20 protein-coding genes are annotated in these 26,203 nt (G+C 32.1%); 6 read left to right on the top strand and 14 right to left on the bottom strand.

Annotated elements, in window-relative coordinates; translation table 11 throughout:
• Window positions 1-5: 5 nt before the first annotated feature.
• From MWU65_RS06765 to MWU65_RS06745, 5 genes are all read left to right on the top strand, one after another.
• Window positions 6-488: an ABC transporter ATPase gene (locus MWU65_RS06765; protein WP_247076435.1), complete on the top strand. Its 483-nt coding sequence runs from the start codon at window positions 6-8 to the stop codon at window positions 486-488.
• A gap of 93 nt (window positions 489-581) precedes the next feature.
• Window positions 582-3,545 (top strand): glycoside hydrolase family 3 N-terminal domain-containing protein, encoded by a 2,964-nt coding sequence (locus tag MWU65_RS06760; RefSeq protein WP_247076434.1) that lies wholly within the window; start codon window positions 582-584, stop codon window positions 3,543-3,545.
• 17 nt (window positions 3,546-3,562) lie between these two features.
• On the top strand, window positions 3,563-4,705 hold the full coding sequence (gene bshA, locus MWU65_RS06755; protein WP_247076433.1) for an N-acetyl-alpha-D-glucosaminyl L-malate synthase BshA: 1,143 nt from the start codon (window positions 3,563-3,565) through the stop codon (window positions 4,703-4,705).
• A gap of 268 nt (window positions 4,706-4,973) precedes the next feature.
• Window positions 4,974-6,425, top strand: coding sequence for an MBOAT family O-acyltransferase (locus MWU65_RS06750; RefSeq protein WP_247076432.1), 1,452 nt, complete (start codon window positions 4,974-4,976; stop codon window positions 6,423-6,425).
• 3 nt (window positions 6,426-6,428) lie between these two features.
• Window positions 6,429-7,376 carry a hypothetical protein gene (locus tag MWU65_RS06745; RefSeq protein ID WP_247076431.1) on the top strand — a complete coding sequence of 316 codons (948 nt, stop codon included), beginning with the start codon at window positions 6,429-6,431 and terminating at the stop codon, window positions 7,374-7,376.
• A 19-nt stretch (window positions 7,377-7,395) separates the two neighbouring features.
• Here MWU65_RS06745 and MWU65_RS06740 read toward each other — a convergent pair whose 3' ends face one another.
• From MWU65_RS06740 to MWU65_RS06675, 14 genes are all read right to left on the bottom strand, one after another.
• Window positions 7,396-8,544 carry a GNAT family N-acetyltransferase gene (locus MWU65_RS06740; RefSeq protein ID WP_247076430.1) on the bottom strand — a complete coding sequence of 383 codons (1,149 nt, stop codon included), beginning with the start codon at window positions 8,542-8,544 and terminating at the stop codon, window positions 7,396-7,398.
• Between the two features lie 106 nt (window positions 8,545-8,650).
• Complete coding sequence (locus MWU65_RS06735) at window positions 8,651-9,829, bottom strand: GNAT family N-acetyltransferase (protein WP_247076429.1); 1,179 nt, start codon at window positions 9,827-9,829, stop codon at window positions 8,651-8,653.
• Window positions 9,830-9,833: 4 nt separating this feature from the next.
• Complete coding sequence (locus MWU65_RS06730; RefSeq protein ID WP_247076428.1) at window positions 9,834-10,886, bottom strand: GNAT family N-acetyltransferase; 1,053 nt, start codon at window positions 10,884-10,886, stop codon at window positions 9,834-9,836.
• Window positions 10,887-11,050: 164 nt separating this feature from the next.
• Complete coding sequence (locus tag MWU65_RS06725; RefSeq protein ID WP_247076427.1) at window positions 11,051-11,992, bottom strand: GNAT family N-acetyltransferase; 942 nt, start codon at window positions 11,990-11,992, stop codon at window positions 11,051-11,053.
• 32 nt (window positions 11,993-12,024) lie between these two features.
• Window positions 12,025-13,266, bottom strand: coding sequence for a GNAT family N-acetyltransferase (locus MWU65_RS06720; RefSeq protein WP_247076426.1), 1,242 nt, complete (start codon window positions 13,264-13,266; stop codon window positions 12,025-12,027).
• A gap of 14 nt (window positions 13,267-13,280) precedes the next feature.
• Window positions 13,281-14,174 carry a hypothetical protein gene (locus MWU65_RS06715; RefSeq protein WP_247076425.1) on the bottom strand — a complete coding sequence of 298 codons (894 nt, stop codon included), beginning with the start codon at window positions 14,172-14,174 and terminating at the stop codon, window positions 13,281-13,283.
• Between the two features lie 70 nt (window positions 14,175-14,244).
• Entirely contained in the window at window positions 14,245-15,690 is a 1,446-nt protein-coding gene (locus MWU65_RS06710) for an MBOAT family O-acyltransferase (protein WP_247076424.1), read from the bottom strand.
• Between the two features lie 152 nt (window positions 15,691-15,842).
• Window positions 15,843-17,009, bottom strand: a complete 1,167-nt coding sequence (locus MWU65_RS06705) for a GNAT family N-acetyltransferase (protein WP_247076423.1) — start codon at window positions 17,007-17,009, stop codon at window positions 15,843-15,845.
• Between the two features lie 61 nt (window positions 17,010-17,070).
• Entirely contained in the window at window positions 17,071-17,898 is an 828-nt protein-coding gene (locus MWU65_RS06700) for a cupin-like domain-containing protein (protein WP_247076422.1), read from the bottom strand.
• Window positions 17,899-17,966: 68 nt separating this feature from the next.
• On the bottom strand, window positions 17,967-19,001 hold the full coding sequence (locus MWU65_RS06695; protein ID WP_247076421.1) for a GNAT family N-acetyltransferase: 1,035 nt from the start codon (window positions 18,999-19,001) through the stop codon (window positions 17,967-17,969).
• Between the two features lie 15 nt (window positions 19,002-19,016).
• Window positions 19,017-20,711 carry a NeuD/PglB/VioB family sugar acetyltransferase gene (locus MWU65_RS06690; RefSeq protein ID WP_247076420.1) on the bottom strand — a complete coding sequence of 565 codons (1,695 nt, stop codon included), beginning with the start codon at window positions 20,709-20,711 and terminating at the stop codon, window positions 19,017-19,019.
• An 80-nt stretch (window positions 20,712-20,791) separates the two neighbouring features.
• Window positions 20,792-21,403 carry a sugar transferase gene (locus MWU65_RS06685; protein WP_247076419.1) on the bottom strand — a complete coding sequence of 204 codons (612 nt, stop codon included), beginning with the start codon at window positions 21,401-21,403 and terminating at the stop codon, window positions 20,792-20,794.
• 42 nt (window positions 21,404-21,445) lie between these two features.
• On the bottom strand, window positions 21,446-22,501 hold the full coding sequence (locus MWU65_RS06680) for a hypothetical protein (protein ID WP_247076418.1): 1,056 nt from the start codon (window positions 22,499-22,501) through the stop codon (window positions 21,446-21,448).
• Window positions 22,502-22,658: 157 nt separating this feature from the next.
• Window positions 22,659-23,807 (bottom strand): glycosyltransferase family 4 protein, encoded by a 1,149-nt coding sequence (locus MWU65_RS06675; RefSeq protein WP_247076417.1) that lies wholly within the window; start codon window positions 23,805-23,807, stop codon window positions 22,659-22,661.
• A 350-nt stretch (window positions 23,808-24,157) separates the two neighbouring features.
• Here MWU65_RS06675 and MWU65_RS06670 point away from each other — a divergent pair, with 350 nt between their 5' ends.
• Window positions 24,158-26,203: a right-handed parallel beta-helix repeat-containing protein gene (locus MWU65_RS06670; RefSeq protein ID WP_247076416.1), complete on the top strand. Its 2,046-nt coding sequence runs from the start codon at window positions 24,158-24,160 to the stop codon at window positions 26,201-26,203.

The following is a 26,203-nucleotide window of genomic DNA, read 5'->3' as shown; positions in this document are numbered from 1 at the left end:
AAAATATGTTAGTAGACTTCAATACATTACCAGATACCTCTCGCATTTGGATATACCAGGCCAGTAGATCGTTAACCCCAGAAGAATTGGCTGAGATTAAAGCAGATTTAGATGCATTTATAGTGGATTGGACCGCCCACGGTAGTGCGTTAACGGCTGGGTATGAAATAAAATACAAGCGATTTATTGCCTTGGCCTTAGATCAATCCAATGCTTCTGCATCAGGTTGTTCTATAGATGCTTCAGTGCATTTTATTCAAGGCTTGGAAAAAAAATACAATATTAATTTATTGGATAAGATGAATGTGTCTTATAAGCAAGGGGAATTTGTAGCCTATAAAACATTGGTCGATTTTAAAAAGATGGCCAAAAACAAATCTGTTACAAAAAGTACCATCGTTTTCAATAATTTGGTAGCGAACAAACAGGAATATTTAAATCATTGGGAAGTACCGGCTGAAGAAAGCTGGCATGGTCGGTTTATGTAATTCAAAGGCTATTTCTTCAAATTAGCCTAAATTTTTGTTCTCCTTATTAATAAACTCTAAATTTCACAAGAAGAGATTTTATTAGATTATTCTATGCGATTATATAGTACCCTATTTTTATTTATGATATGCATGTATGCTGCTCAAGCACAGGTAGATTCGCTGTCTATCATCCGAACTTTTGTGGAGCAGGATAGCATAGTGCGTATAGATCCGTTGGTTACCAAAGATACATTGACTCAAGAAAAGTGGGTGAATGGGATCTATGCTTCCATGACCTTGGAAGAAAAGGTGGGCCAATTATTTATGGTTAGTGTAGCCTCAAACCAAAATAAAGCAAGTACAGATAAAATTAAAAAGCTTATTGGTTCAGAACACATTGGCGGTGTTATATTTTCCTCAGGGGGACCTATGCGGCAGGCGAAACTAAATAATGAGTATCAAAAGGCTTCAAAAATACCATTGTTAATAGGAATGGATGCGGAGTGGGGTTTGGCCATGCGGTTAGATTCTACCTATGCCTTTCCTTGGAATATGACCTTAGGAGCTATACAAAAGAATGCTATTGTAGAAAAGGTTGGGTATCAGATTGGAGAACATGCGAAAAGGCTTGGGGTGCATATTAATTTTGCGCCAGACATCGATATTAATACCAACCCCTTAAATCCTATTATTGGAAATAGGTCTTTTGGTGAAGACAGAGAAAATGTAGCCCATAAGGGAATTGCTTATATGAAGGGCTTAGAAAAAGCAGGTGTACTTTCTAGCGGAAAACACTTTCCAGGGCATGGGGATACTGCAACGGATTCACATAAAACCTTACCCATTATTGGATTTACAGAACATCGAATAGATAGTATTGAATTGTACCCCTTTAAACGGTTAATTCAGGAAGGGTTAAGCAGTGTTATGATTGCGCATTTAGGAATTCCTAGTTTGGAAGCAAGACCAGATTACCCCTCATCATTGTCTGCAAATATTGTAACAAAACTATTACAGCAGAAGTTAGGCTTTAAAGGATTGGTTTTTACCGATGCTTTAAATATGAAAGGCGTAGCAGATTTTACGGCCCCAGGTGACGCAGACCTCACTGCATTTTTAGCAGGTAACGATATCTTATTAATGCCCTTGGATGTAACTAAGGGAAAAGAAAAAATCATTGAGGCGTATAACTACGGTGTAATTACGGAAGAACGCTTGGCACATTCCGTAAAGAAAATATTAAAAGCAAAGTACAAAGTGGGTTTACATAGTTATAGCCCCGTGGTAGAAGATAATTTGTATAAAGATTTAAATGGTTTAGAGAATGATTTAGTCTATGCAGAAGCCATAGAGAATGCCATCACTGTGGTAAAGAATAAAATTGATTTGTTACCCATTGTGAAACTAGAAAATAAAAAGATAGCCTATGTTCAATTAGGGGATTCGTCTGGTGCTAGTTTTTTAAAAGAACTCAATGAATATATTACCGTAACGGAGGTAAAGGAAGCGAATCTACAGCTGTTAACTCAAAAATTAAAGGAATACAATCTCCTTATAATTGGGCATCATAAAAGTAATGAAAGCCCATGGAAATCGTATCGATTTTCAGACAAGGATTTAGCCACTTTAAAAGCAATATCGCAAGCGCGTAGCTCGAATTCCATTTTAGTAAATTTTGCAAAACCCTATTCTTTATTAGATGTAGATCTAAGCAGTATTGATGCAGTGGTCTTAGGCTATCAAAATAGTGAATTGGCACAACAAAAAACAGCCCAGTTGTTGTTTGGAGCAATTGCCGCCAAAGGGAAGTTACCAGTTTCTTTAGGTATAGAATTTCCTGTATATTCTGGTGTTACCTATGGGTCTTTACAGCGATTGGGGTATGACCAGCCCGAACGTGTAGGGTTAAGCGCAGAAGGCTTGAAAAAAATAGATGAGTTGGTTAACGTAGGTATAGATTCCTTGATGTTTCCTGGGGCGCAGGTACTGGTTGCTCGTAAGGGAAAAGTGATTTACAACAAAAGTTTTGGAAAACCTACCTATGAGTCTAAGGAAAAAATAACCAACGATCATATCTATGATTTGGCCTCTTTGACAAAAATTTTGGCAACATTGCCTATGGTAATGAAAATGGAGGAAGAACATAAAATCGCCTTAAATAATACCTTTAAAGACTTGATACCAGCCTATGCAGATACCGAGCTAAAAGATGTTACGGTTTTAAAAGCATTATCTCATTATGGGCGCTTGCCTGCTTGGATTGCCTTTTACGCAAGTACATTGGATGATAAGCGCAAACCATCTCGAGAATTTTATAGCAGTACACAATCTGACGCTTATCCGTATAAGGTAAATGAAAAGTTATTTTTAATTAAGGCGTATAAAGATTCCATTTACAATAGAATTGGCCGGCAAGACTTAAAGTCTAATCGGTACCGCTATAGTGATGTAGGATATTATGTTTTTAAAAAATACATTGAAGACACCTATAACAATGGCTTAGATAGTTTGGTAGATGATTTTTTATATCAGTCTTTGGGGGCAACACATACTAGTTTTAATCCCTTAGATAAATTCTCAAAGGCAAGTATTGTACCTACAGAAATAGATAACTATTACCGTTATGACACGGTACAAGGATATGTACATGATATGGGTGCTGCAATGCAAGGAGGCGTTGGGGGTCATGCAGGCTTGTTTAGTAATGCCAATGATGTAGCTAAAATTATGCAGATGTATTTGCAAGGTGGTTATTACGGAGGAACACGATATTTTCAAGAGCGAACCATCAAAAAATTTAACACCTGTTATTTTTGTGATGAAGATGTGCGTAGGGGTGTCGGTTTTGATAAACCTCAAATTAATGAATCCGGACCTACCTGCGGATGCGTGTCTCGAAAAAGTTTTGGACATAGCGGGTTTACGGGCACCTATACTTGGGCAGATCCTGATGAGGAAATTGTTTATGTATTTCTTTCCAATAGAACATATCCCAGTCAAAATAATAATTTATTAGTTAAATCTGGGTTAAGAACTAGGATTCAGCAAGTAATTTATGATTCAATTATAAATTAAATAGTAGTTTTGTAGTAATGAAAATAGCTATAGTTTGTTACCCAACGTTTGGAGGCAGTGGCGTAGTAGCCACAGAATTAGGAATTGCGCTTGCTAATAGGGGGCATGAAATTCATTTTATAACCTATAAGCAACCCGTACGGTTGGAGTTACTTAATGAACGTATTCATTTTCATGAAGTACATGTGCCGGAATACCCATTATTTCAATACCAACCCTATGAGTTGGCCCTTTCTAGTAAGCTGGTTGATACCATCAAATTTTTTGGTATCGAATTATTACATGTCCACTATGCCATTCCACATGCCTATGCGGGCTATATGGCTAAAAAAATGCTAGAAGAAGACGGAATATATATTCCAATGGTCACCACCTTGCATGGAACGGATATTACACTTGTAGGCAAGCATCCATTTTATAAACCGGCGGTAACCTTTAGTATCAATAAATCGGATGTTGTTACCTCTGTATCCGAAAATTTAAAACAAAGTACCTTAGACTTATTTCATATCAAAAAGGAAATCCATGTGATTCCTAATTTTATTGATAAGAGTAATTACAATGTAGATAATAAAGAGTGTCAGCGTTCCTTAATGGCAAATGAGAATGAACGAATAATTACCCATATTAGTAACTTTAGAAAGGTAAAGCGTATCCCAGATGTGATTCAGATTTTCAAACAAATTCAAGATAAGATTCCTGCAAAGTTAATGATGGTAGGTGAGGGGCCCGAAAAAGAAAAGGCAGAAGAATTGGCCGAAAAGTTGGGTATCAAAGACAAGGTCGTTTTTCTAGGAAATAGCAACCAGGTAGATCGTATTTTATGTTTTTCAGATTTATTTTTATTGCCTTCAGAAACAGAAAGCTTTGGCCTGGCGGCTTTAGAAGCAATGATGCACAGGGTGCCGGTGATCTCGAGCAACACAGGAGGCATTCCAGAGGTAAATGTACAGGGTATTACTGGTTTTATGAGCAATGTAGGTGATGTAGATGAAATGGCCTTCAATGCGCTTAAAATTCTTAGTGATGATACTACTTTAACGAAATTTAAAGACAATGCAGAAAAGGTAGCTCATAAGTTTGATATTGCAAACGTATTGCCACTGTATGAAAAAGTGTACGAAGAGGCTTTTAAAACCTATTATAAAATTTCGTATTAAATGCATACTAATTCACTTCCTATCGATTAAAAAAAACACTTGATAGATTTTTATTGTATGTCGCTGATTTAACAAATACCTTGTGGGCTTATATGATTTTAATTAAGAAATATTAGTACAAAAATCAATTTATAGTAGTACCGGATACCCCCCATCTTTTATTGAATTAATCCTATGTTTTTAAATTTAAACATAGCACTCCTGTTGTTTTTTTATCAAAAAAGCCAAGAGGGTTTGCGTACAAAATTACCCATATTAATACTTTTATATGCTTTTTAACTCCATAGATTTTGTAATTTTTTTGCCAATTGTTTTTATACTTTATTGGTTTGTTTTAAATAAAAATTTAAGAGTACAAAACTTTCTATTAGTAGTGGCAAGTTATGTGTTTTACGGTTGGTGGGACTGGCGGTTTTTATCATTAATAATTTTCAGTACAATCGTAGATTACACCTTAGGCATTCTTTTGGAAAAAGAAGAAAATGAGAAAAAACGAAAACTTTATTTATGGACGAGTATAGGTATTAATTTAGGTTTTTTAGGTTTTTTTAAATACTATAACTTCTTTGTAGATAGTTTTGTAGAAGCATTTACATTCTTTGGGCAAGAGATAAAAGTTGAAACTTTGTATATAATACTTCCTGTAGGTATAAGTTTTTATACATTTCAGACCTTAAGTTATACTATAGATGTTTACAAAAGAAATTTAGAACCAACTAGAAAGATTGTAGCCTTTGCAGCCTTTGTTAGTTTCTTTCCTCAATTAGTTGCAGGACCTATAGAAAGGGCTAGTAACCTATTACCACAAATACTACAAAAACGAAAATTAAATTACTGTCAGTCAAAAGATGGATTGCGATTAATTTTATGGGGATTATTTAAAAAGGTGGTCATAGCAGATTCTTTATCACCTATAGTTAATGATATTTTTGCGAACTATGAAACGCATTCTTCTCCTGTTCTAATAATGGGAGCCGTATTTTTTGCTTTTCAAATTTATGGTGATTTTAGTGGGTATTCAGATATAGCCATTGGTACTGCCAAATTATTTGGTATTGAATTAATGTCCAATTTCAAATTTCCCTATTTATCTAGGAATATAGGTGAGTTTTGGAGACGTTGGCATATCTCATTGTCTACTTGGTTCAGAGATTATTTATACATCCCACTAGGGGGTTCTAAGCAATCTAAAGCCATTGGAATCCGTAATATTTTTATTATATTTTTGGTTAGTGGGTTTTGGCATGGTGCCAATTGGACATTTATTTTTTGGGGTCTCTTTCACGCCCTACTGTTTTTACCTAGTTTTTTATTAGGCACCAATAGAAAATATAAGAATGATGCTAGTTTGTCGTCATTTAATATTTTAAAGGTATTTTCAAATGTATACAACACATTGCTAACATTTATATTAGTCACTATTGGTTGGGTATTTTTTAGAAGTAATACGCTTACAGATTCCTTTGCATATTTAAAAATTATTTTCACTGACTTTTCTGTAGAGAATTATATACATCCAAATGGATATCGCATAATAGATTATTTTTTATTGCTTTTATTCTTTCTGGTGTATGAATACATAATTAGAAATAATGAGCGTAATCCAATAGCTTTTAAAAATAGATATTTGCGTTTAGCAATGTATATTTTATTGGTGTTTTTAATGTTATTGTTTTATGATGATGGCGTAGATAGATCATTTATTTATTTTCAATTTTAGGGTATGAAAAAGATTTTATTAAAATTTATAGTATATAGTATTGTTCTACTAGTTTCGCTAGAGTTGCTTGTTCGTGTATTTCATTTACACAATGAAAGACCGGAAAGATATGCTGATGAATACGGTGTTGAAAAATGGGTTCCAAACCAAGCTGGTTATTCGGTAACTGGAAATAGAAAGCAAAATGTAGGCGAATATCGTATTAATGATTTTGGTTTTAATTCTGTGTATAACAATTATCTGCCCTCAAAAGATAGTATAGAAATTGCGATAGTTGGGGATTCTTTTATTGAAGGTTTTCATCAGGATTATACAAACTCAATCAGTAGAAAAGTAGAAAAGAAAATTCCAAATGTCAAGGTATTCGAGTTTGGATATGCCGGATATAACCTGGCTGATCAATTAAATTTAATGCAGGCATACAATCACTTGTTTAAAGATATAGATAGGGTGGTCGTTTATATAAGGTTCACAGATGATTTAATTACGGGCGAGTATAAATTGTCTAATAGGTTGTCATTGAATACCCCCTTAAATAAATTGCTTAAGCGTAGTAAATTAATAGTATATGCCAAAGATATTGGATTTTTTGACCCTATTAAGGAAAAAATAGCAGCTGTAGTTAATTTCAGTAAAGGGGTTTCAGGAGATATTCATAAAAAGAAAAATAACGATTCCTTATACCTAGAAAATTTTAAAAAGCTTGTAAACTTTTACAATTACAACAAAGAGAAGAATATTTTATTGGTTGATTACAGTCTGTGTTCCCAAGAGTTTTTAAACTACTTAAAAGTAAATGATTTTAGAACAATTGATTTTAATGCTGATTTTAAGAAGGATAATATACCTAAAACCTTAATTTATGATCAACATTGGAATGATGCTGGAAGAGAAATTATTGCGGATAGAATTGCTGAATATATAAAAAATGAAAACCTAAGTATACGTTAAGACTAATATCGCTAATAGGTTAGCTCTCTTTTAATATTTTTTGATGGTGTTTATTGCCTACAATTAGATAGGTGTTTTTAGTCAACTTATATGTTTTTACGGTGCTTATATGTGCTATAGTTGTATAAAGAAAATCATACACGTATTTTTTTAAAAAATCATACTCTGGGCTCGCTATTGTAATCTCAATCAGATTTAAATGATCTTTAGTAGTGTTTTTATCAATAGTTGAAATTTGTATATCGGTTTCAACTTCTTTGTTAGCAAAGTATTTGTGTTTTAGATTAGGTACAATTTCGTTGATCTTTTTAGACTTTAAATATTCTTTCGTTTTTATTTTTATCACTTCCAATTGCCCCATCATTTTAGAAGCAAAATTAGTAGTGTTGTAAATTATATGGTGTTCAAAATTGTAAATAGTATTGCTCCATCTTCGTTTGTAATCCATTCCCCCAACACCCATTTCAAAAAGGATATAGTTATGAGCACAGCACCATTCTATTTGTTTGTATATTTCTACATGGCCCAAACCAAACTTAGAATAGTCAATATCATAGGAAGAAATAGTGCTAAATAGTATTTTTCCAAAATGATAATTTAAGGAGATTTCTATAGGTTTATTGTCGTCATAAATTACAAATAAAGAAGCTTGTTTGTTTTGTATTTTAGGATATGTTTCTTCTAAAAGGGCATCCCAATTTGGCAATTCCTTGTTTTGTTCGTTCCGTTGCTTAAATCTATGAACAATCATTTCTTTTAAAGAATCCATTATAAAATGATATTCTTCTTTAGTAATAGCCCCATAGTAAAGCTTGTAGTTTATTGTAAAACAGGCCTCCAATCTATTTACATACCTGCGAATAATACTCCTTTTTTTAGAATTGTATTGTTCCTGTAGATAATCATCTATGGTGGAGTTGGATTTTAAATGTATGGCATAGCCCCAATTGTTTTGTTTTATAATGGTATGCGAAAATTTAGGATCTGTGAGTTGTAATTTAATATAGCTGGGTACCAAACTCAATGAATAATTAGGAATAGGGAAGGTATCCTCCTTAATTGTGTTGGTTATTTTTTCTTCAAAATATTCAAGAGAAGGGAATAATGGAGAAATAGCTTCACCTTTAAATACATGGGTGTTAAATACTATTTTGTTTGTTGTGATCATTAAAAAAAGTCCTGGTTTACTGTATTGGTTATATCTACATACAACCGTATGCAAAATTAAGTTTTTGTTTAAAATAAATTTAGTGATGTGCGTTCAATAGTACTATTTAATTTAATATTTTAAAGAACCATTCCTTGTTTTTTCCTTCAATAACGATGTAATTTTCTTCCGCTAATATTCTATAAACTTTAATATCATTGTAGTGCTCTTTGGATATAAAAAGTAAATCTATAACATATTTTTTTATGAAATGATAATTAGTATTGTTTTCAAAATCAATACGGTTCTCTTTTTTATTTAAATTTAGGTCAGAAACAGTTAGCTGTTTTAATTCTTTATGATTTTTATTTTTGTTTGATAGGTTATAAAGAAATTGTTTAATTTTTTTATACGGATGATGAAGGTTGATACGTTTTAATATATAATATAATTTATAACGGTAACTTATTCTTAATTTAGTAAAAAAGGCAACTAGGGTAGCTTTACTAGAATTAGCATCATAAATTATATGATTGTAATAGGAGTAAGTTGTAGTCATCCAGTCTTTTTTGTAATACTCATATCCTTTTAAAAGATCATATGTAGCAATATCATTTTTAAAACACCATTCAATATTTTTAAGCATATCTATTGCACCTAAATGAAATTTAGAATAGTCAATATCATAACAGCTCATTATATAAAATCCCAAATTTGCCTTAAACATATTAATGCGAATGCTTATTGGTTTTTTGTTGTGATAAATTACAAATAGGCTCGCTTCTTTTTTTAAAATTAAATTATAAATTAGGTCGTGATATTCATCAAAATGCTGCAATTCATAATTACTTTCTTTTTTTTCTTCAAAACGTCTAATTAATAGTTCTTTAAGGGCGATAAAAAGTTTGTTATACTCTTCTTTGGGGATACTGCCATAATAACAAGTATAATCTATGGTAAAACACTTTTCTAATCTATTTTGATACCGTCTTAAATTAGACCTACTTTTGGCACCAAAATTATGTTTTAAATAGGCTTCTAAGGTATCAAATTTATTGGTTTCAACTAAAAACCCTTGCAGTGTTTGTACCTCTGTTTTTTTAAACTTAGACTTTTCTGGAGTATGGGTTTTTAAATAGTTTGGAACATCCTGTATTAAATACAAACCCTGATCAGCATTGGTGTTTTTAATTGTTTTTTCAGAATAAACAACCTTGGTTTTATAGGTTACCTTATCAAATACATAAAAGAAATCACTAGCGTAAAACAAAGCTTTTAAAAAAACAATTCTATTCGGTTTTAGCATATCATTATAATGTTTCTGCGGTTGTTATTAAATAACATTTTTTCTCACCTTTAAGAATGTAAGCGTTATTGTTTTTATAAACAAGCACGCTATTAATGGACTCTTTAGCTGTATAAATACAATCGTAGATAGGTTTTCTTAAAAATGAATATGCTTCTTTATTAATGTCTATTGTTGATAAGCTATCAAATAAATTAGTTTCGTAATCAATTTCCGTACTAATGTAACTCTTATTTTTAGGTGTCAATTTTGACTTTTCTTTTCGTTGTTTATAGTGATGATACACAGTATCTACGCTACACTTTTTTAGTAATTTAATGATATAATAAAAGCTCTTAAGTTTAATAGAATACATGGCTGCTATTGATATAGAAACTATGGATTTTGAATTGTAAACAATATGCTTTTGAAAAAAGTAGGTGCTATCTGTAAATTTAGATTTATAGCTATACGTACCTTTTAATAAATCAAAAACTTCGATGTTATTTTCAAAACACCATTCTAATTGCCATATTAAGTCTATAAAACCTAAATAAAACTTAGAATAATTAATATCATAACTTCTCATATAGCCATAGAGTGTTTTATTTAATATGGGGTTAAAAGCAATGCTAATAGGAATACCTCTATCGTAGATTACAAATAAACAAGCTCTTTTTTCATTAATTAGAGAAAAACCATTTTCCTCATAATTATCCCAAATATCTAGGGCATAATGTTCCACTCCTAAGGAATCAAAACGTTTTTTTATCATTTCCGGAAATATAGTAAAAAGGCGGTCATATTCTTTTTTATCTATATTTCCATAATACACTTTGTAGCTAATTGGAAAGCATTTCGCTATCCTTTTTTTGTAATTCCTAAACTCGTATCTACTCTTGCCGCTAAAGTTGGTTTTCAAATACTCATCTAAATTCTTATAATTTTTCAGGTTAATCATGGAACCCATATGCGTATTTAATGTAATTACTTTAACCGTTTTACTAGATGTATTGAAGGAAGGAATAATGTAATGTGGCACATCAGAAAAGAGATAGGTGTTTTTATCAACATCCATCTTATTTGATGGTTTGCTTGTAAATAACGTACTGTTACATAATTTGTTTTTTAATTTTGTGTAAAACAAAAAGAAATCTTTTGGCTTTAATAATAAGCACTCGATAAAATCTATCTTTATTAACATTTATTATTATTTAATATAGGTACGCTTAGGAATTGGTGTTATTTAAGTTTATATAAAAGTTTGTCTAAAGAAAAATAGTTCCCTAAAATTTGTTTGTCTCTTAAAAACTGAAGCAATTTAAATTTAAAAAACTGTGTTTTTACCCAAATATTGTCTACCACAGCAGTGTTGTTGTAATAGAGTCTATTTAAAAAAAGGTAGTGATGGTTACTCCATTTTAGTTTGTAATACGTTTCTCCCATAGATAAATCAAAAACTGATATATTATTGGCCATACACCAATCAATGTGATGAAGCATACAAATATCTCCAATATTGTAACTAGAATAGTCTATGTTGTAGGCTTGTATATGGCTAAATACAATAGTATCAAGATGAAAGTTTAAGGTTATGCCAATGGGTGCGCAATCATCATAAATAACAAATAGTGAAGCTTCTTTGTTTAAAATTTTACCATAGATTTCTGTCTGCATAGCTTCCCAATCTGCAAGGTACCTGTTTTGTGTTTTTTTTTGATCAAACCTATTTTTTAAGAATTGATAAAAAGCGCTAAATATAATAGTATACTCTTTCTTTTCAATACATCCAAAATAAAAACGATGCGATATTTTATGAGTATGCTCTAACTTTTTTTGTTTTGCACGTAAATTTTTTTGATTTCTTTTACTGAGTTGGTTTTCTATAAATTGTGATGCTGTCTGATATTTGGAAAAGTCCAATAAAAAGCCTTTGTATTGGGGTACATCCTTAAACTTTAAGGAGCCTAGGCCTTCTTTATTGTCTGAAAATAATAGGTAATTGGGAATATTTTTAATGAGGTGCCTATGCTTGTTGTTTAATGCTAATTTTTTTGGAATGGTAATGGTGTGGCCCGATAGGGAATTAGCAACCGTATCCCTAAAAAAGGAAGGCAAGCTTCTTTCCAAGAAGAAACAGAAAACAAGATTGGTTATTTTATTTGAAAAGTATTTCTCTAGCATACATTCACTTCTGGTACTAATTTAATTAAATTCTAGGCAACAAAGGTATACCCGTTTTCTAAACCTTCTATATAAAAACAATTGGCTTTATTGGTTATTTCATATAGTTGAATATCAGTTAACTTTTCAGATGTATTGTACATGAATTGATAGGTGAATTTTAAAAGTGCCGCATTTTCTTTGGTATCCATATCAATAGGTTTTAAGTAGGTCGCCAACGGCCTATTTGTAGTATCTAATAAGTCAGCCTTTTTTTTAAGGGTTACATTGTTTTTTTTGTTTTTTAATAAAAACGTGAATTTGTGAAAAACCGTATTAATATTTTTCTCTCTTAAATAATTTTTAAGCCTAAAATAGGATAGGATTGTATGAGCAATTAAACGAGATATGCCGCCTTTTGAATCATATAGTATATGGTATTCAAAATTGTATTTTGTAGTAGCCCAACGTTCCTTATATTCATAGTGTCCTTTAGAAAAATCTAAATATTTTATTCCATTTTCAATACACCATTGTAGCTGCTCAATAATACTAATGGTACCAAGCCTAAAGGGAGCGTAGTCTGTATCAAAGACTCTAATGGTGTCAAAAGCAATGCTGTCAGAGAAATTTAATAAGGTTATCGCAATGGGTATTTCTTTATTGTAGGTCACAAATAAAGCTGCTTTTTTTTCAAGGATCATGGGGTAGGTTACATCAAAGTAAAAATCCCATTCGGTTGTATCTAAATTATTATTAGATTCTTGTTTTTCAGCAAAGCGTTTTACCAATAGTTGGTGAAATACAGTAAATAAATGGGTATAGGTTTCTTTGGGAATGGCTCCATAATACATCGTATAGCTGATATCAAAGCAATGTTCTAGCTTTCTCTTGTATAAATTAAACTTATAGTTGCTATTCTTGCTTAAGTTTTTTTTCATATAAGCTGCTACGCTAGAAAAATTTTCTAGTTCACACAAATAACCAGGATATTGTGTAATTTTTTTTAGTTTTAGCTGCGTTTTTGTGCCTGCTTCAACTGTATTAAAATAGGTATGTACATCATAAATTAAAAAGGTCTTATTTTTTAATAGGTTATTGTCTTCGTTGGCAAGTGTATAATTTATCCCTTTTGTATTTGTTTTTCCTAAATTAACAAATAACGGTAACCATTTACTTTTTAAAAAGCTAATTTCTGGAAATAAAGAAAATGAATATTCCTTAGTTGTAGGAGAGAAATGAGCAAGCCAAGTTTTTGCAAATAAAGTATTTAAAAAGGGATTATTTTTTATCATTATATAAAGTATGACTATTTTTTATTGGCATCAATTTGCAATGAATTCTTAATATCCTTGCTTAGTAGAGAAGTAAATTCTTTGGCACTTTCAGATACCAAATGTGTGCCATCGTATGTGTTAAAGCCCAACTCTTTTTGTGAATAATTTAAAAACGGAACGTTCTCTGTCTTGGCAATACTATCAAACTGAGCATCAAAATTTTTCCATTTTTCATCTTCAAGAGCCAGCATTTCAGCAGTCAAAGGCATGCGTACAATAAACACATCTCCTTTTTCTTTTAAGAAGTTTATGGTTTCAACGAAACTTTGTAGCCTTAGTTTACTAAATTCTTGAGTTTTAATGAATTTAGTTTGGAATTCTAGGGTTTGTTTTTTCCACAAAGTTAAATCTTCCTTTGTTACGGTGTAAGAGTTACTCTTTAGTTTAAATTCATTCCATCCATTGGCATGGACCACCAGATTATCCCATTTATTAGTAGGGTAAATTGCATTGTACAAGGAAATTGGGTAGCAATTACTAATATAATCAAAATTAGGAGCTTTGGAAAAATTACTAATTTTGCCTAATATCTTTTCTTGGTCTAGTTTCCGTAGTGCTTTCTCATCCAAATTTTTTGTAGTGGTAAAACTGGCCGGAGTTACTGTTAAAATAAACAATCCTTTCTGATGTTGTTTTTTTAGTTTGTTTTTGACACTATTTAAATAGATATCTCCATATTGCGATTGTTCAAAGTTTATAGCGAAATTTACGATTGGTTTTTCAAATTTAAATTCCTGCAACTCATCTTCTAAAATTTGAGGCGAAATACCTTGACTGGCTGTGGAAACACCAAGTATAAGCCCACCAGCTTCTTGGCAGAACTTAGGGTAATTTTCATCTACATAACCAGTAGATATTTTATACATAAAACTAAAGTAAATACCGGCTAGAACGAAGCAAAATAAAATTATTTTTAAGATGAAATATTTCATAATACTAAAATTGAAAATAGATGAATGAGCTTTGTCTGTTAATACCGAATAGTACAATAATAATAATATAACCAAAATATGCAATCCATTTGTAATGTTTTGGTTGTTCTAATACCAATTCATACACTTTATTATTGCCTTTATAATAATGAATTAGTTGCACGATACCTATAAAAATTAAGCATAAAAATAGCTCTAAATAATTATTAAGTATATTAATATGTAAACTTCCTAGGTTACACATATTTTCTAAATAAACTAAGGCTGTAGTTATTGATGAAGATCTAAAAAAGACTAAGGTTATCGTTAAATAACAAAATACAAAAAACCAACCTAAAAAGGAAATAATTTTTTTGGGTATCTGTAGTTTTTTAAATAACCGAGATCTGAAGGTATTGGTACTAACTTCTGCAATGAGTAGCAGTGCATTTAACATACTCCAGACCACAAAGGTCCAATTAGCTCCATGCCACAGGCCAACTACAAAAAAAACGATCAATACGGCGGGGACTCTTTTTAATTTTAAGTTTACCACTAAGGGTCTGTATACATAATCTCGCATCCATTGCATTAAAGAGATATGCCATCGTTTCCAAAAATCTGCACTACTCGTAAAGAAGATAGGTCTGTTAAAGTTTTGTATTAAATCTACACCTAACACTTTAGCAATTCCTATTGCAATTGTAGTATATGCCGAAAAGTCATAATAGATTTGAAAACAAAAAAGAAATGCTCCTAAAATTAAAGAAAAACCATGTGGGCTTTCAGGGTTGGCAAATGCTTCATCTACATAGATGCCAAGTCTATCTGCCACAACAATTTTCAGAAAAAATCCCCAGGCCATCATAATAAGACCTTGTTCAATGTTTTTTAGGTTTATAGCTACTTTTTTCTTTAGCTGTGGTAATAGCCTAGAAGCACGCTCTATTGGCCCTGCTACCAATTGTGGAAAATAAGCGACATACAACGCAAAAACTCCTAAATGTTTTTCAGGTTTTATTCTGCCTCTATACACATCAATAGTATAACTCATGGTCTGAAACGTATAAAAAGAGATTCCGACAGGCAATAAAATTTGACTTATATGATAACTTTGCTCCGCTTCATCAATTGGAATAACGATTCCAAAATATGCCAGAATGCTCGCAAGTGAAGCTGAAAAAAAGAACAAATATTTAAAAGCTATTAGTATTCCAACATTTACGGCAATACTGGTACCTGCAAATATTTTTTTTATTTGCTGTGTTTTAGCACTGTATATTTTTAGTGCACAAAAATAGTCTACTAAGGTAGAGGCCACTAGTAACAAAACCAAAGCAGGTTCATATACCATATAAAAATAATAGCTACCAATCAACAACCATAGCCATCGAACTTTTTGGGGTAAAATGTAGAATCCTATTATAATTAAGGGTAAAAAATATAAAAATTCAAAAGAATTAAATAACATAAAGAGTGCATTATTAAAAGATAGGACACAAATGACTAGCTAAAGTAGCCAATTCTTTTTGCGGACAATTCTTTAAAAGATAAAACGTAAAAAAATAGGCTAAATTACATTTGTAAGGCATAAAAAATAGCCTGTTAAAAATGAAAGGCTACTTACTGCGTAACGGTAATTTTTTTAGTGCTTTTTGGACTCACTAAAAGGTATTCGCTATGGGCTTTAATTTCAAATACAGTAATGGTATCAATAGGTACGGACTGTAGGAAAATGGAGTCATAGACAGCTTTGCTAATGATCTCAAATGCTTCGTTGTCTAGGGCTATGGGGAGTAAATTTTTAGTCGGTAATTGGGCTACATCTTCAATGGTAAATGTAGTATAGGTGTTTAAAATTGTTTTGTTTTGGTGTAGTAATACTTTTAGTTTGTCTATTTTTTGGGCTACGCTATACTTCTTTAAAAAGTTTTTTAATCTAATTTTAGATGCTTCCAGGTTTGCGGCTAGAGTATAGTTCCATTTTTTAGTATGCACAATATGATTTTCGTATGTGTACGAATAATTACTCCAATTGCGTTTGTATTCTAGGTCGCCATAGCCCATATCCAGAAGTTCATAATTGTGACAGAGCGCCCATTCTAAGATTTTATAAATGGATATATTTCCTAATGAAAATTTGGAGAATTTATGATTAAATGAGGCTATCGAAATAAAAAGAATCTCTTTAAAATGGTAATTGATACAAATATGTATAGGTTCGTTATTATGGGATATGATAAACATGGATGCTTTTTTTGCATTCAGTAATTCAAACGTTAATTTATAATAGTACTCCCAATGGGTAAGAACATCATTGGGCTCGTTTCTTTGATTAAACCTAAAAACTAACATTTCACGCAATGTTTCCATTAAAAAGTGAAAATCTTCTTTTTCAATGCCTTCACTAATCATTTTGTAACTATAGTTTAAACAGAGTTCAAACCGGTTTACAGATCTATTGATACTTGTTCTAAACTTTTTGCTGTATTCATTTCTCAAAAATTCAGCAACAGGTATTTTATTTTTGATATGAATGGCACAACCATTTACATCTTTTTGAAAAACGCGGTGAACCCCGAGCTGTTCACTTTGATGAAAACTGGGTACTAGGTACTTTGGAAATAGCTTAACGGAAACACATATTGCTTTTGGACTAGCAACCATGGTGGGCACTGCTGTGTAAAATGCTTGCTTATTAAATTTAGTTATAAGACTGTTATAATAGGCAGGGATAGCTTTATTTTCTGTAAATTCTTTATAAAAATCTTCATTTTTAAGGAGCCTCATAATGTAGTATTGTGCATTCTATTGTGTTAGGTTGGTATGCTGTAGCGGTTGGTTGTAATACTTATTTTGAGCAACAATAACAATTTTTAGATTTGTAATACCCCCTTCTATGTAAAAAATTAAGCGCTCTCATTTTAAATAGTTCTAATTTGGAGTATCCAAAATTGCTAATGCTAATAGAGCTATCTAGCGACTGCACATAATGCCACCATCTTTTGGGTAAAAATAGTACGTCTCCAGGTTGTAAAACGACCTTATAAAATCTAGCCTTTTTAAATGCACCATACTTTTTCGCATCAAAATTGGTAATATCTATTTTACTGGCAATGGCACCATTTACATATTTTGGACTAGGGTACATAAATTTGTTGTCATCAGGAGCAACCAAAATAAATAGTTTTTCCCCTTTTATTTGGGCATACATATTGTCTCCAGAATCATTGTGGAATCCTGTAACCGTTCCTTTAGGACCAATCCATGCAGCGATATCATTGATGGCTGTATTTTTCTCAAAAATTGAAAAATCGGTATCTCCTTTTAAATTGGGTAGGTAATTAAAAATATCTAAAGTAGTTAAATATTCGGTAAAGGATTCTTTGTTTTCTGCTGCTTTTTTAAGTTTTAGCAGGTAATCTTTTAAGGTTGCTTTTTTGTAGCGAATGTCGCCCTGAATATAATTTCCAGAAAGCACTCCTATTTCTTTATCGTCTGCTAAATTTACCAAATAATCGAGGTTCCATTTTTTAGTAGCCCCCCAATTTTTAGCATATCCTTTTAATAAAACAGGCTTTTTTGTAGTAACATACTTTTTCTTAAATGAAATAGCGTCTATAGCCTCTACTTCCTCTAGGAGGATACTCTGTTCTTCAATTTCGTTTAAAATATTCATACGGTTTTAAATTACTGTAATTAAAAGTTAATATACTTTACTAGCCAACCACCTCTAGGAAAGGGAATTTAGCTATTTTTATACCTGTATAACGGAAAAAATTTGGTTTTCGTCCGTGCCGTAATATTTGTGTTTTCTCGGGTTAGGGCATTATATATTTTAGGGTTTACAATATACTTCCAAACTTTAAATTTCTGATAATCATTAGAAAAAGAGGCTTTAAAATCGAACAGAGAATCTTGTTTTCCTCCAAAACCTCCCCCCAAATTAAAATAGGTATAGCCATCATTTGTGCCTTGTATACGAATTTCATTGAGCAGAAAACGGATAGGGGATAAGTGTTTGTATTCTTCCAAGGTACCGGACAAATGGTATTGAATAATGGTGTTGTTGGTTTTTACAAAAAGCACGGCTGAAGCAATTTGATGTGTGTCTTTGGTGATAGCAAAAATTACTTCGGCAGTATAGGCATTGCTTTCCATGAGTTTGTAAAAATATTCTTCTTTAAAAAAGTACCCTTCACTGGCCTCTAAACGGTTCATAGTTTTGTAATACAAAGCAATAAATACGTCAACATCCTTTTGGGTATTTCCAAATCTAGAATAGAATATTTTTTTATTTCTATTGGTATACCGTCTTGTAGTTTTGGAAAAACTGGCTTCCTGCTCGCTGATACTTTGGTCTAAACGAATGTTAACAATTTTACCAATTTTTTCAATCTTACCCAAACCAGATAATATTCTTTTTTGGTTGTCTATATATGAGTTTAAACTACTGTACACTGCAATTATATTTCTTTTTGAAAGGTACTGTTGCAGTTCAGTATAAAACACGGTTACATTTACGGCTGCTGTAATATTTTTACTTAGGGGACCTCCGTATCCATAGACTGATGTGGCATCAAAATAAGATGTGTCTTTAATAGGTCTAATTAATAGGGGTAAAGCGATTACGATAGCATCTTCCCTATAACAAAAAAGAACGGATTCTTCATTTTCTTTGGCACAATTTTTATGATAATCGTAGCTATGATAGAAATCAAACATATCTACCTCACTTAAAACTCCATCCCATTCTTCTTTCTTAGTAATAATTTCAAGCATATAATTACATCTCTATTAAAGTTTTCTATAGGCAGGAAAATAATCGTGAGCCTCTATACTTTCGTCAGTTGTTGGTGCAATTTCGGAAAGTAAATTGTACACCTCCTTATTTATTATTTTTCTCCCGGTATAAAAAATCACATCTTCATCCTTAGGAAAAAACATCTTTTTACTTTTATACAAACCATCATTATTTTGTTGGCCACCACCCAACACATAAAATTTCATTTTATTGGTAACGGCCCATTTTAATATTTCAACCCGTAAAAAGTCATTGGGTCTACATTCAAAATACTTGGCTCTTGTACCGCCTAAAAAGGCGTATAGTGTTGTAGCATTAATAATAATAAGTTCTACGGAAACTGCTATATTTTCCTTATAAGACACGGCAATTGCAAAATTATCTGGGTTGCTATAAATAATGCTTTCAAAATACTGTTTAGAAAAGAAATAGATGTCTTTTGCATTGTTGCGTTCCATAGTTTCAATATAGACATCGTGAAACTCAGTGATAATTTCATCTGTAATATTCTTACCTTCAAAAAGACGAAATGATAAATTGTATTTTTCAGCTTTTCTATAATTGTTTCTAACTTTGGTAGAAAAGGCAATCCATTGGGCTTCATTATTTTCTTTAATAGCCCCTTTAATATTGATCAATGTTTCCGTTAAACTACCAGTGTAATCTTTATGATTCCCATCCAAATTAAAGCGAACAAATTCAGAAATGATATTGTTTTTATGATACCACTGATCTACCTGCTCCCAAAATTTGGGAAGTACACTACTGTTATTGCAATCTATACATAAAGGCCCCCCGTAGCCATACGGAGTAATTACATCTTTGTAATGTTCAGAATCTGTAATTTTTCGAATATAGAAAGGCATAATCGCTACGGGAATACCCTCTTCGGTTAATAAAAAATAACGGAGCTTGTCGGTAGGATTCTCGTAGTATTTTAAATATTCGTAGGTGTAGTAAACATTATTAGTCCAATATTGATTTAAGAGTTTTTTGTATGAATTTATATCCTCTAAGGATTTTAGCTTTTTAACAAATAAATGATAGGCCTTGGTTTTGGTTTTTTTGGTAATTATTCTACTGGGGTTTCCTACAACCGTTGCATAATCTGGAACATTTTCTAGTACCACTGAACCGGCACCAACAGTAGCCCACTTGCCAATAGTTACTTTGGGGATAATAACAGAATTTGCACCAATAAAGGCCCCTTCTTTTATGGTTACTTCTCCGCAGAGGGTTACCTGTGGCGAAATATGTGCAAAATCTTCAATAATATTGTCATGGTCAACGCTTGCACCACTATTAATTATCACGTGTTTTCCAATTTTGGTATTGGGTTGTATTATGGCGCCTGCAAATATAACCGTACCATTGCCAATAGTAGTATTTGTTGCAACTGCAGATTTTTTATGGGTAACGGTGATATATTCAACGTCTAATTGGTTCGCAATTTTTTTACGGACCTTATTGTTCCCAATGGCAATAATCATGGGACTTCCTTTAAATTGAAAATTTTCATAATTAGCAGCGATCTTTTCTACTTTTAAGGAAGCAATAAGACCATTTTTGGGGTCATCATCAAAAATTTCACTCACCTCAAAATCATTAGATTTTAAGGCATCAACAATCACATGGGCGTGGCCTCCTGCCCCATATAGGCGTACTTTTATTTTACTAATTCTATCCATTGCTCAGGTTTTTGTTAAAAACTTTTAAGAAGCCAATATTATTCTTAAAAAGGGGAACATTTTTAACATTTAATTTATAGTTATTTTAAAGGTGTACCTGTAAAGGTAGACATGTTTAAATTTTCATCACTATTTACACCTTCTTTAAAAAATACTTTTTTCACAGTTAACAGAATAATTTTAAGGTCGGTGGTAAATGATCTATTGTTAACATACCAAACATCCAATTCAAACTTTTGTTCCCATGAAATGGCATTTCTACCATTTACTTGGGCCCAACCGGTAATGCCAGGTTTGGCTATATGCCTTTGTTTTTGAAAGTCGTTATAAAGGGGTAAATACTCTAGTAAAAGGGGTCTGGGACCCACCAAACTCATGTCGTTTTTTAAAACATTGAGCAATTGTGGTATTTCATCTAAGGAGTATTTACGAATAAAATTCCCAAATTTAGTAACACGTAAATGAAAGGGTAATAATTCTCCATTAGCATCTTTTTTATCATTCATGGATTTAAATTTGATGACTTTAAAAATGGCTTCGTGCTGTCCTGGTCTTGGTTGAAAAAAGAAAACTTTTCCATTGTTAGAGAAAAACAAGACGATTGCTACAATAAAAAAGAAAGGAAATAAAATAATAAATCCTAGGCTTGCCAGCACTATATCAAGGACTCTCTTAAAAAAAATTAGATACATAGAATTATTTTTTGTTCTGTTGATTAATTGTGTTAGTTCAATTTAACGGTTTACCCATTGGTTAATGGTAGTAGCTATATAGATCATATCGGCTTCCGTATATCGGTAGTCTATATGTATGTTTAATAAATAGGACCAGCTTTTTGTTGGGTCGTTTCCTGGCCACAATTCAGACGGATAAATTTCATTTTCAATTAAATGTGCTTTTAAACTAGCAAATGTTTTTCTGTCTTTAAAAACGAGATGCAATCCAAAAGGGGTATTTGTCAGGTTTGTTATAATTTTAAAGCTCGTATTTGGTGTTAAGTTATTACAAAGTATTTTAAAATTTTGTTTTTTATAAACCGTATAGTCTTTGGTTAAAAAGGAAGTGATTAACTCATGATGGGCTGGCTGTAATGGAACCACCTCATACTGATGCTGCAAATAATTTTCTGAAGTGGCAATAGCCGCCAGATAGTTGTCTTTTGCAGTTGCCTCTTCAGTTCCAATCAAGTATTCCTGTTTTAGGTTCATTGCGGCATGTATGCGCCCCCAGTTTTCATAAAATTCTGTATTGGGAATAGCCTTTAAAGGAATAGTTTTATGCTGTTTTTTGTTGGGTTGCCACAAAATTCCACCTAGTGGCACTGGTAGCGTTTTACGTAAAGAAGCTACACAATAATCTGCTGAACTTTCTAAGCAGCCAGAGCTTAACCAACCGTGAGAATGGTCTTCAATACATATAGGTCTGTCTGCCGTATTGGGAATTGTATAGTTAAATATCCCCCAGAAATTATTTAGCAATACAATATCATTAGCTGTAGCAAAATCTAAAATAGCTAAGGAATGGTCTTTGTGAAAAGGATCTATAGGGTAAAAATGAATGTTTGTATAGCAGTTTTGCAGCCAACTGGTAACATGTTGACAGTAATAGTTGGGAAGCCATATTTTTTCAATCTTTTTCTCCTTAGATAATTGATCAAAAATAAATTTTATGGCGTGTCTACCAGTGTAGAACAAACTGTAATTGGAAATAAGAATTTCTGTTTTAAAATCAACAATTTCTTCAGCGGCAATGCTGTGAAAAAATGAACCTATACCAACTTTGTTTCTCATTATGGATGCTCCTGAATTAATTGAAAATCAAAAATAGTTAAATTTTTATCTAGCCATCTATAAATAAAGATATACAGTAGTTTTAAATAGACAAACGTACTATTTAACGTACAATTAAAATTATTATTTTTGTGTATAGTTCGAAGTTGTTTTTTACTTATTCTTCCAAGGAAATATACTCTTTGCGTAATTGTTCCCAAACGTAAGAGCGTTCATAATTTGCAATTATTAGCGATCTACAGCTGTCCGTACTATATAAGGTGGATTTCTGTTCATAGAACTGCAACATTTTTGCAAACAAGGCGGCTGTATCTTTTACAGGGATAATGGTGCCATTAACCCCTTCTTTAATAATTTCATTACAACCATTAATGTCAGTAACTATGCTGTATAATTTCATAGCACCAGCTTGCATAACTACATTGGGGAAGCCTTCTCTATAGCTGGGGAAGGTTAAGGCATCAGAAATTGCAAAATAGGGGCGTACATCATCTTGCCAGCCAACTTCTACAACTGCATTACTAGTATTAATAAATGTAAGTGTTTCCTGGTTTAGGGGGTCTAGTTCTTCTTCAAACGTACCCACTAGCAATAATTTTACATTTTTTTTAAGGCTTATTAATTGTTTAAAGGCACTTATTAACTCATTAATTCCTTTGTCTGCTACCAAGCGCCCTACAAAGGTATAGACAATGTCATCAGCGGTAATACCTAAAGTTTCTCTTAGTTTTTGGTTGGCTTCGGTGCTGTATAAGTCTGGATTAAAATAGGTGGTATCTATGCCGTTAGAACTCCCATTGCCAATCACCTTTAGTTTGTTTTTAGTGGTAAACTTAGCCTTGAGTATAATGTCTTGTAACCCAAAGGAGTTGGGGTAAATTTTAGTAGCGCAGGCATAGGTGATTTTTTCTACAAGGTTTAGCACAGTTCTTTTTACACCTGTGGCTTCCAATAGGGGTAAACCTGCAATGGTGTGTAATCTATGGGGTACACCGGCTAGTTTGGCGGCTAACATAGCAGCAGTACCGGCTTTTGGCGTATGCGAATGAACAATAAAAGGTTTTTCTTTTTTAAAGAGTTTGTATAAATGATAAACCGATTGCATATCCTTTAAGGGGGTAATGCTTCGTGTTAATTCTACGGGGATTACCCGCACCCCTTGTTCTCGCTGTACGAGATTTAGAACTTCTCCGCCACTAGCGATACCAATAACCTCATAATAGTTGTTCATATACCGCAATTGACCGGTAAGAAGCCCGTTTAAAGAAGTAGGAATGGTGGTAATACGTATTAATTTTTTTTTCATCTTAGGCTAATAGGGGTTTTTGTGTTTATTATAAACCCAGATCATTTAGAATAAATTCATTTTATTCTAGTAGCTGCCAAAGCTACTTATAAATGTTATTTCTTTTATACATATTCTATTATAAGTATTTTTTTCCGTTAAAAACCAGATTTAGAGACTGGTACTTTAGTTTTTTAAGGCCTTAATTTAAAGTGTACTAGGTAGTTCGTCGATTTTTTTGTTAAAATAAGAAGCCAAAAAGTCCAAAATTAGAAAGTTTGCGTACTTGAGAGTGTAACTTATCGAAAATTATCAACAATTGGTCGATATTTACGTTTAAATAGTAACTTTGTCACGTTTAATTTTTTAGTATGAAAGTAACCCACATTATCTTTGTTAGACTTTTTGTCTTTTGCCTACTTATAACTAACTCCTTAACTTCTTGTACCCAAGAAGATTTATTGGCTAATATAATACAAGACAATACGTCTGGGGAAGATCCAGATCCTGATCCGGACCCAGAACCAGACCCTGATCCTGTTGGAGATTTGGTGATCAATACAACGCCTTGTGATTATACCTTAGCTACTTTAGCCGCCAATGAAACCTTGGCTATTGAATGCCAGATAGATTTGGAAGGTAAAACAGTGAGTGTTCCTGCTGGGGTTACCTTAATCTTTAAAGGAGGAGAAATCATTAACGGAAGCCTAAACTTTACAAGTGCGGGGAAGATTGATGGAGATTTATTAAATCATACACTTGCAATAAAGGGCAATGCTAGTTTAATAAGTGAAACCTTTCAATTTCATCCTAGTCGTTGGGATGTAGTACAAGGAAAGGTAGATATGAACATAGCAAAAAGTAATAGTAAAAGTTTGCAAAACTTAATAATGTTTGTACATTCTATTGAAGGAACAACTTTTAAAATAGATAAGTTGGATGCTTTCTTTTATGGAACAGGATCTTATAATTATAATATTATTATGCCTTCTAATTTTTATTTGCAGATGTCAGATGACACGCATTTGCGAACATTTCCTTCAATTGATGAATACTCTACTTTCTTAATTTTAGTTCGAAATGTTGAGAATGTTAAAATTTCAGGCGGAAATTTACATGGTGATAGAGATTTATATGATAGAAAAATTAACTTACCTCCTAGTCATACTATTAAAATAAAATCGGGAACAAATGTGATTATTGATAATGTGTATATGAGTAATGCAACCGAGGATGGGTTAGCAATAGAAAGTGATTTGTTTACCTATGATCCTAATTATGTAGGTTCAAAAGACATTCAAATTACAAATTGCGTTTTTGAGGCAAATCGCAGAATTAATTTAACAATAACAGATGGTAAAAACATAACTATTGAAAATTGCGATTTTATAGACGGTGGAATTGAAACTGAAAAGTCAATGCCAGGGGCGCCATCAGCTAATATAGACATTGAACCTGTTCGTGGTAGGGACGCAAATGGTAATTTGCTAGAGTACCAAAGAGTAAGCCATGTTTATATTCGGAATAATAAACAATTTTTTAAAAACAAATTAGAGAGTGATACTAAGGCAGGAGGTTTTTTAATATCACATGGCAATGGCCCCATTATAATTGAAAATAATGAAATGATAGGTAGTGGTATTTCCTTTCATACCGTAGATGGAGTAATAATTAGAAATAATATAATTACTGAAGCTAGTATTGGAGCAGGAAGTGCCGAAAGTTTTAATAGAACAGATGTTGTTTATGGGAATGAAATATATGGTAATACTGTTAAATCATCAAAGGGGACGGCTTTAAATATTGCTGGAAACGGTGTTTTAGCTTATGATAATGATTTAGAGGGTGTAGTTGGAGTAGCATTAGGTGCTGGGTCTACTGATTCTGAAAAAGGAGTTTCTAATTCTAAATTATTGAATAACATCATAAAAGCTAGTAGCAGAGGTATAACCTCTATGAATACTATGGAAAATGTTACCATTGAAGGAAATACATTAGAAATGCAAATGGGTTCTAATTTTTCATTCGTTTTAAGTAATAAATGGGATAAGGTTGCGGATGCTAATTTTATTGTCAAAAACAATACAGTAACTGGTGTTAAAAGCAAATCTGAAAGTGGTGCACCTCCAATTTTGATAGGTGCTAATTCAATTCAAATTTTAAATAATAAATTTGGAGATGTTCAAATTGCTAATGGAGCAAGTAATGTTGTTGTGGGAGGCAATGAAATCGATGCAAATATTGGAGCAAGTGGTATTTTATTTAATAGTGATTCGCCAAATAGTACTTTTTCTGGTAATAAAATAACCTTATATACTTCAAAAACTCCATTAAAGGTTGAACCAGTCAAAATTGCAAAAAATGTTCAATTATCAAGTTCCGTTGTTATCCAAAATAATAGTAAAGTAGAAAAATAA

Source organism: Cellulophaga sp. F20128 (assembly GCF_023015805.1).
GTDB lineage: Bacteria > Bacteroidota > Bacteroidia > Flavobacteriales > Flavobacteriaceae > Cellulophaga.
This window is presented reverse-complemented; position numbering and strand designations above follow the sequence as displayed.

Excerpts from the sequence above, each read along its gene's own strand:
- MWU65_RS06730 (WP_247076428.1), bottom strand. The coding sequence starts at position 10,886 with ATGGATGTTGATAAAAACACCTATCTCTTTTCTGATGTGCCACATTAC.
- MWU65_RS06715 (WP_247076425.1), bottom strand. The coding sequence starts at position 14,174 with ATGTATAAAATATCTACTGGTTATGTAGATGAAAATTACCCTAAGTTC.
- MWU65_RS06690 (WP_247076420.1), bottom strand. The coding sequence starts at position 20,711 with ATGGATAGAATTAGTAAAATAAAAGTACGCCTATATGGGGCAGGAGGC.
- MWU65_RS06680 (WP_247076418.1), bottom strand. The coding sequence starts at position 22,501 with ATGAGAAACAAAGTTGGTATAGGTTCATTTTTTCACAGCATTGCCGCT.
- MWU65_RS06670 (WP_247076416.1), top strand. The coding sequence starts at position 24,158 with ATGAAAGTAACCCACATTATCTTTGTTAGACTTTTTGTCTTTTGCCTA.
- MWU65_RS06695 (WP_247076421.1), bottom strand. The coding sequence starts at position 19,001 with ATGCTTGAAATTATTACTAAGAAAGAAGAATGGGATGGAGTTTTAAGT.
- MWU65_RS06725 (WP_247076427.1), bottom strand. The coding sequence starts at position 11,992 with ATGCTAGAGAAATACTTTTCAAATAAAATAACCAATCTTGTTTTCTGT.
- MWU65_RS06765 (WP_247076435.1), top strand. The coding sequence starts at position 6 with ATGTTAGTAGACTTCAATACATTACCAGATACCTCTCGCATTTGGATA.
- MWU65_RS06750 (WP_247076432.1), top strand. The coding sequence starts at position 4,974 with ATGCTTTTTAACTCCATAGATTTTGTAATTTTTTTGCCAATTGTTTTT.
- MWU65_RS06700 (WP_247076422.1), bottom strand. The coding sequence starts at position 17,898 with ATGAATATTTTAAACGAAATTGAAGAACAGAGTATCCTCCTAGAGGAA.
- MWU65_RS06685 (WP_247076419.1), bottom strand. The coding sequence starts at position 21,403 with ATGTATCTAATTTTTTTTAAGAGAGTCCTTGATATAGTGCTGGCAAGC.
- MWU65_RS06675 (WP_247076417.1), bottom strand. The coding sequence starts at position 23,807 with ATGAAAAAAAAATTAATACGTATTACCACCATTCCTACTTCTTTAAAC.
- MWU65_RS06735 (WP_247076429.1), bottom strand. The coding sequence starts at position 9,829 with ATGCTAAAACCGAATAGAATTGTTTTTTTAAAAGCTTTGTTTTACGCT.
- MWU65_RS06705 (WP_247076423.1), bottom strand. The coding sequence starts at position 17,009 with ATGAGGCTCCTTAAAAATGAAGATTTTTATAAAGAATTTACAGAAAAT.
- MWU65_RS06710 (WP_247076424.1), bottom strand. The coding sequence starts at position 15,690 with ATGTTATTTAATTCTTTTGAATTTTTATATTTTTTACCCTTAATTATA.
- MWU65_RS06745 (WP_247076431.1), top strand. The coding sequence starts at position 6,429 with ATGAAAAAGATTTTATTAAAATTTATAGTATATAGTATTGTTCTACTA.
- MWU65_RS06740 (WP_247076430.1), bottom strand. The coding sequence starts at position 8,544 with ATGATCACAACAAACAAAATAGTATTTAACACCCATGTATTTAAAGGT.
- MWU65_RS06720 (WP_247076426.1), bottom strand. The coding sequence starts at position 13,266 with ATGATAAAAAATAATCCCTTTTTAAATACTTTATTTGCAAAAACTTGG.
- MWU65_RS06760 (WP_247076434.1), top strand. The coding sequence starts at position 582 with ATGCGATTATATAGTACCCTATTTTTATTTATGATATGCATGTATGCT.
- bshA (WP_247076433.1), top strand. The coding sequence starts at position 3,563 with ATGAAAATAGCTATAGTTTGTTACCCAACGTTTGGAGGCAGTGGCGTA.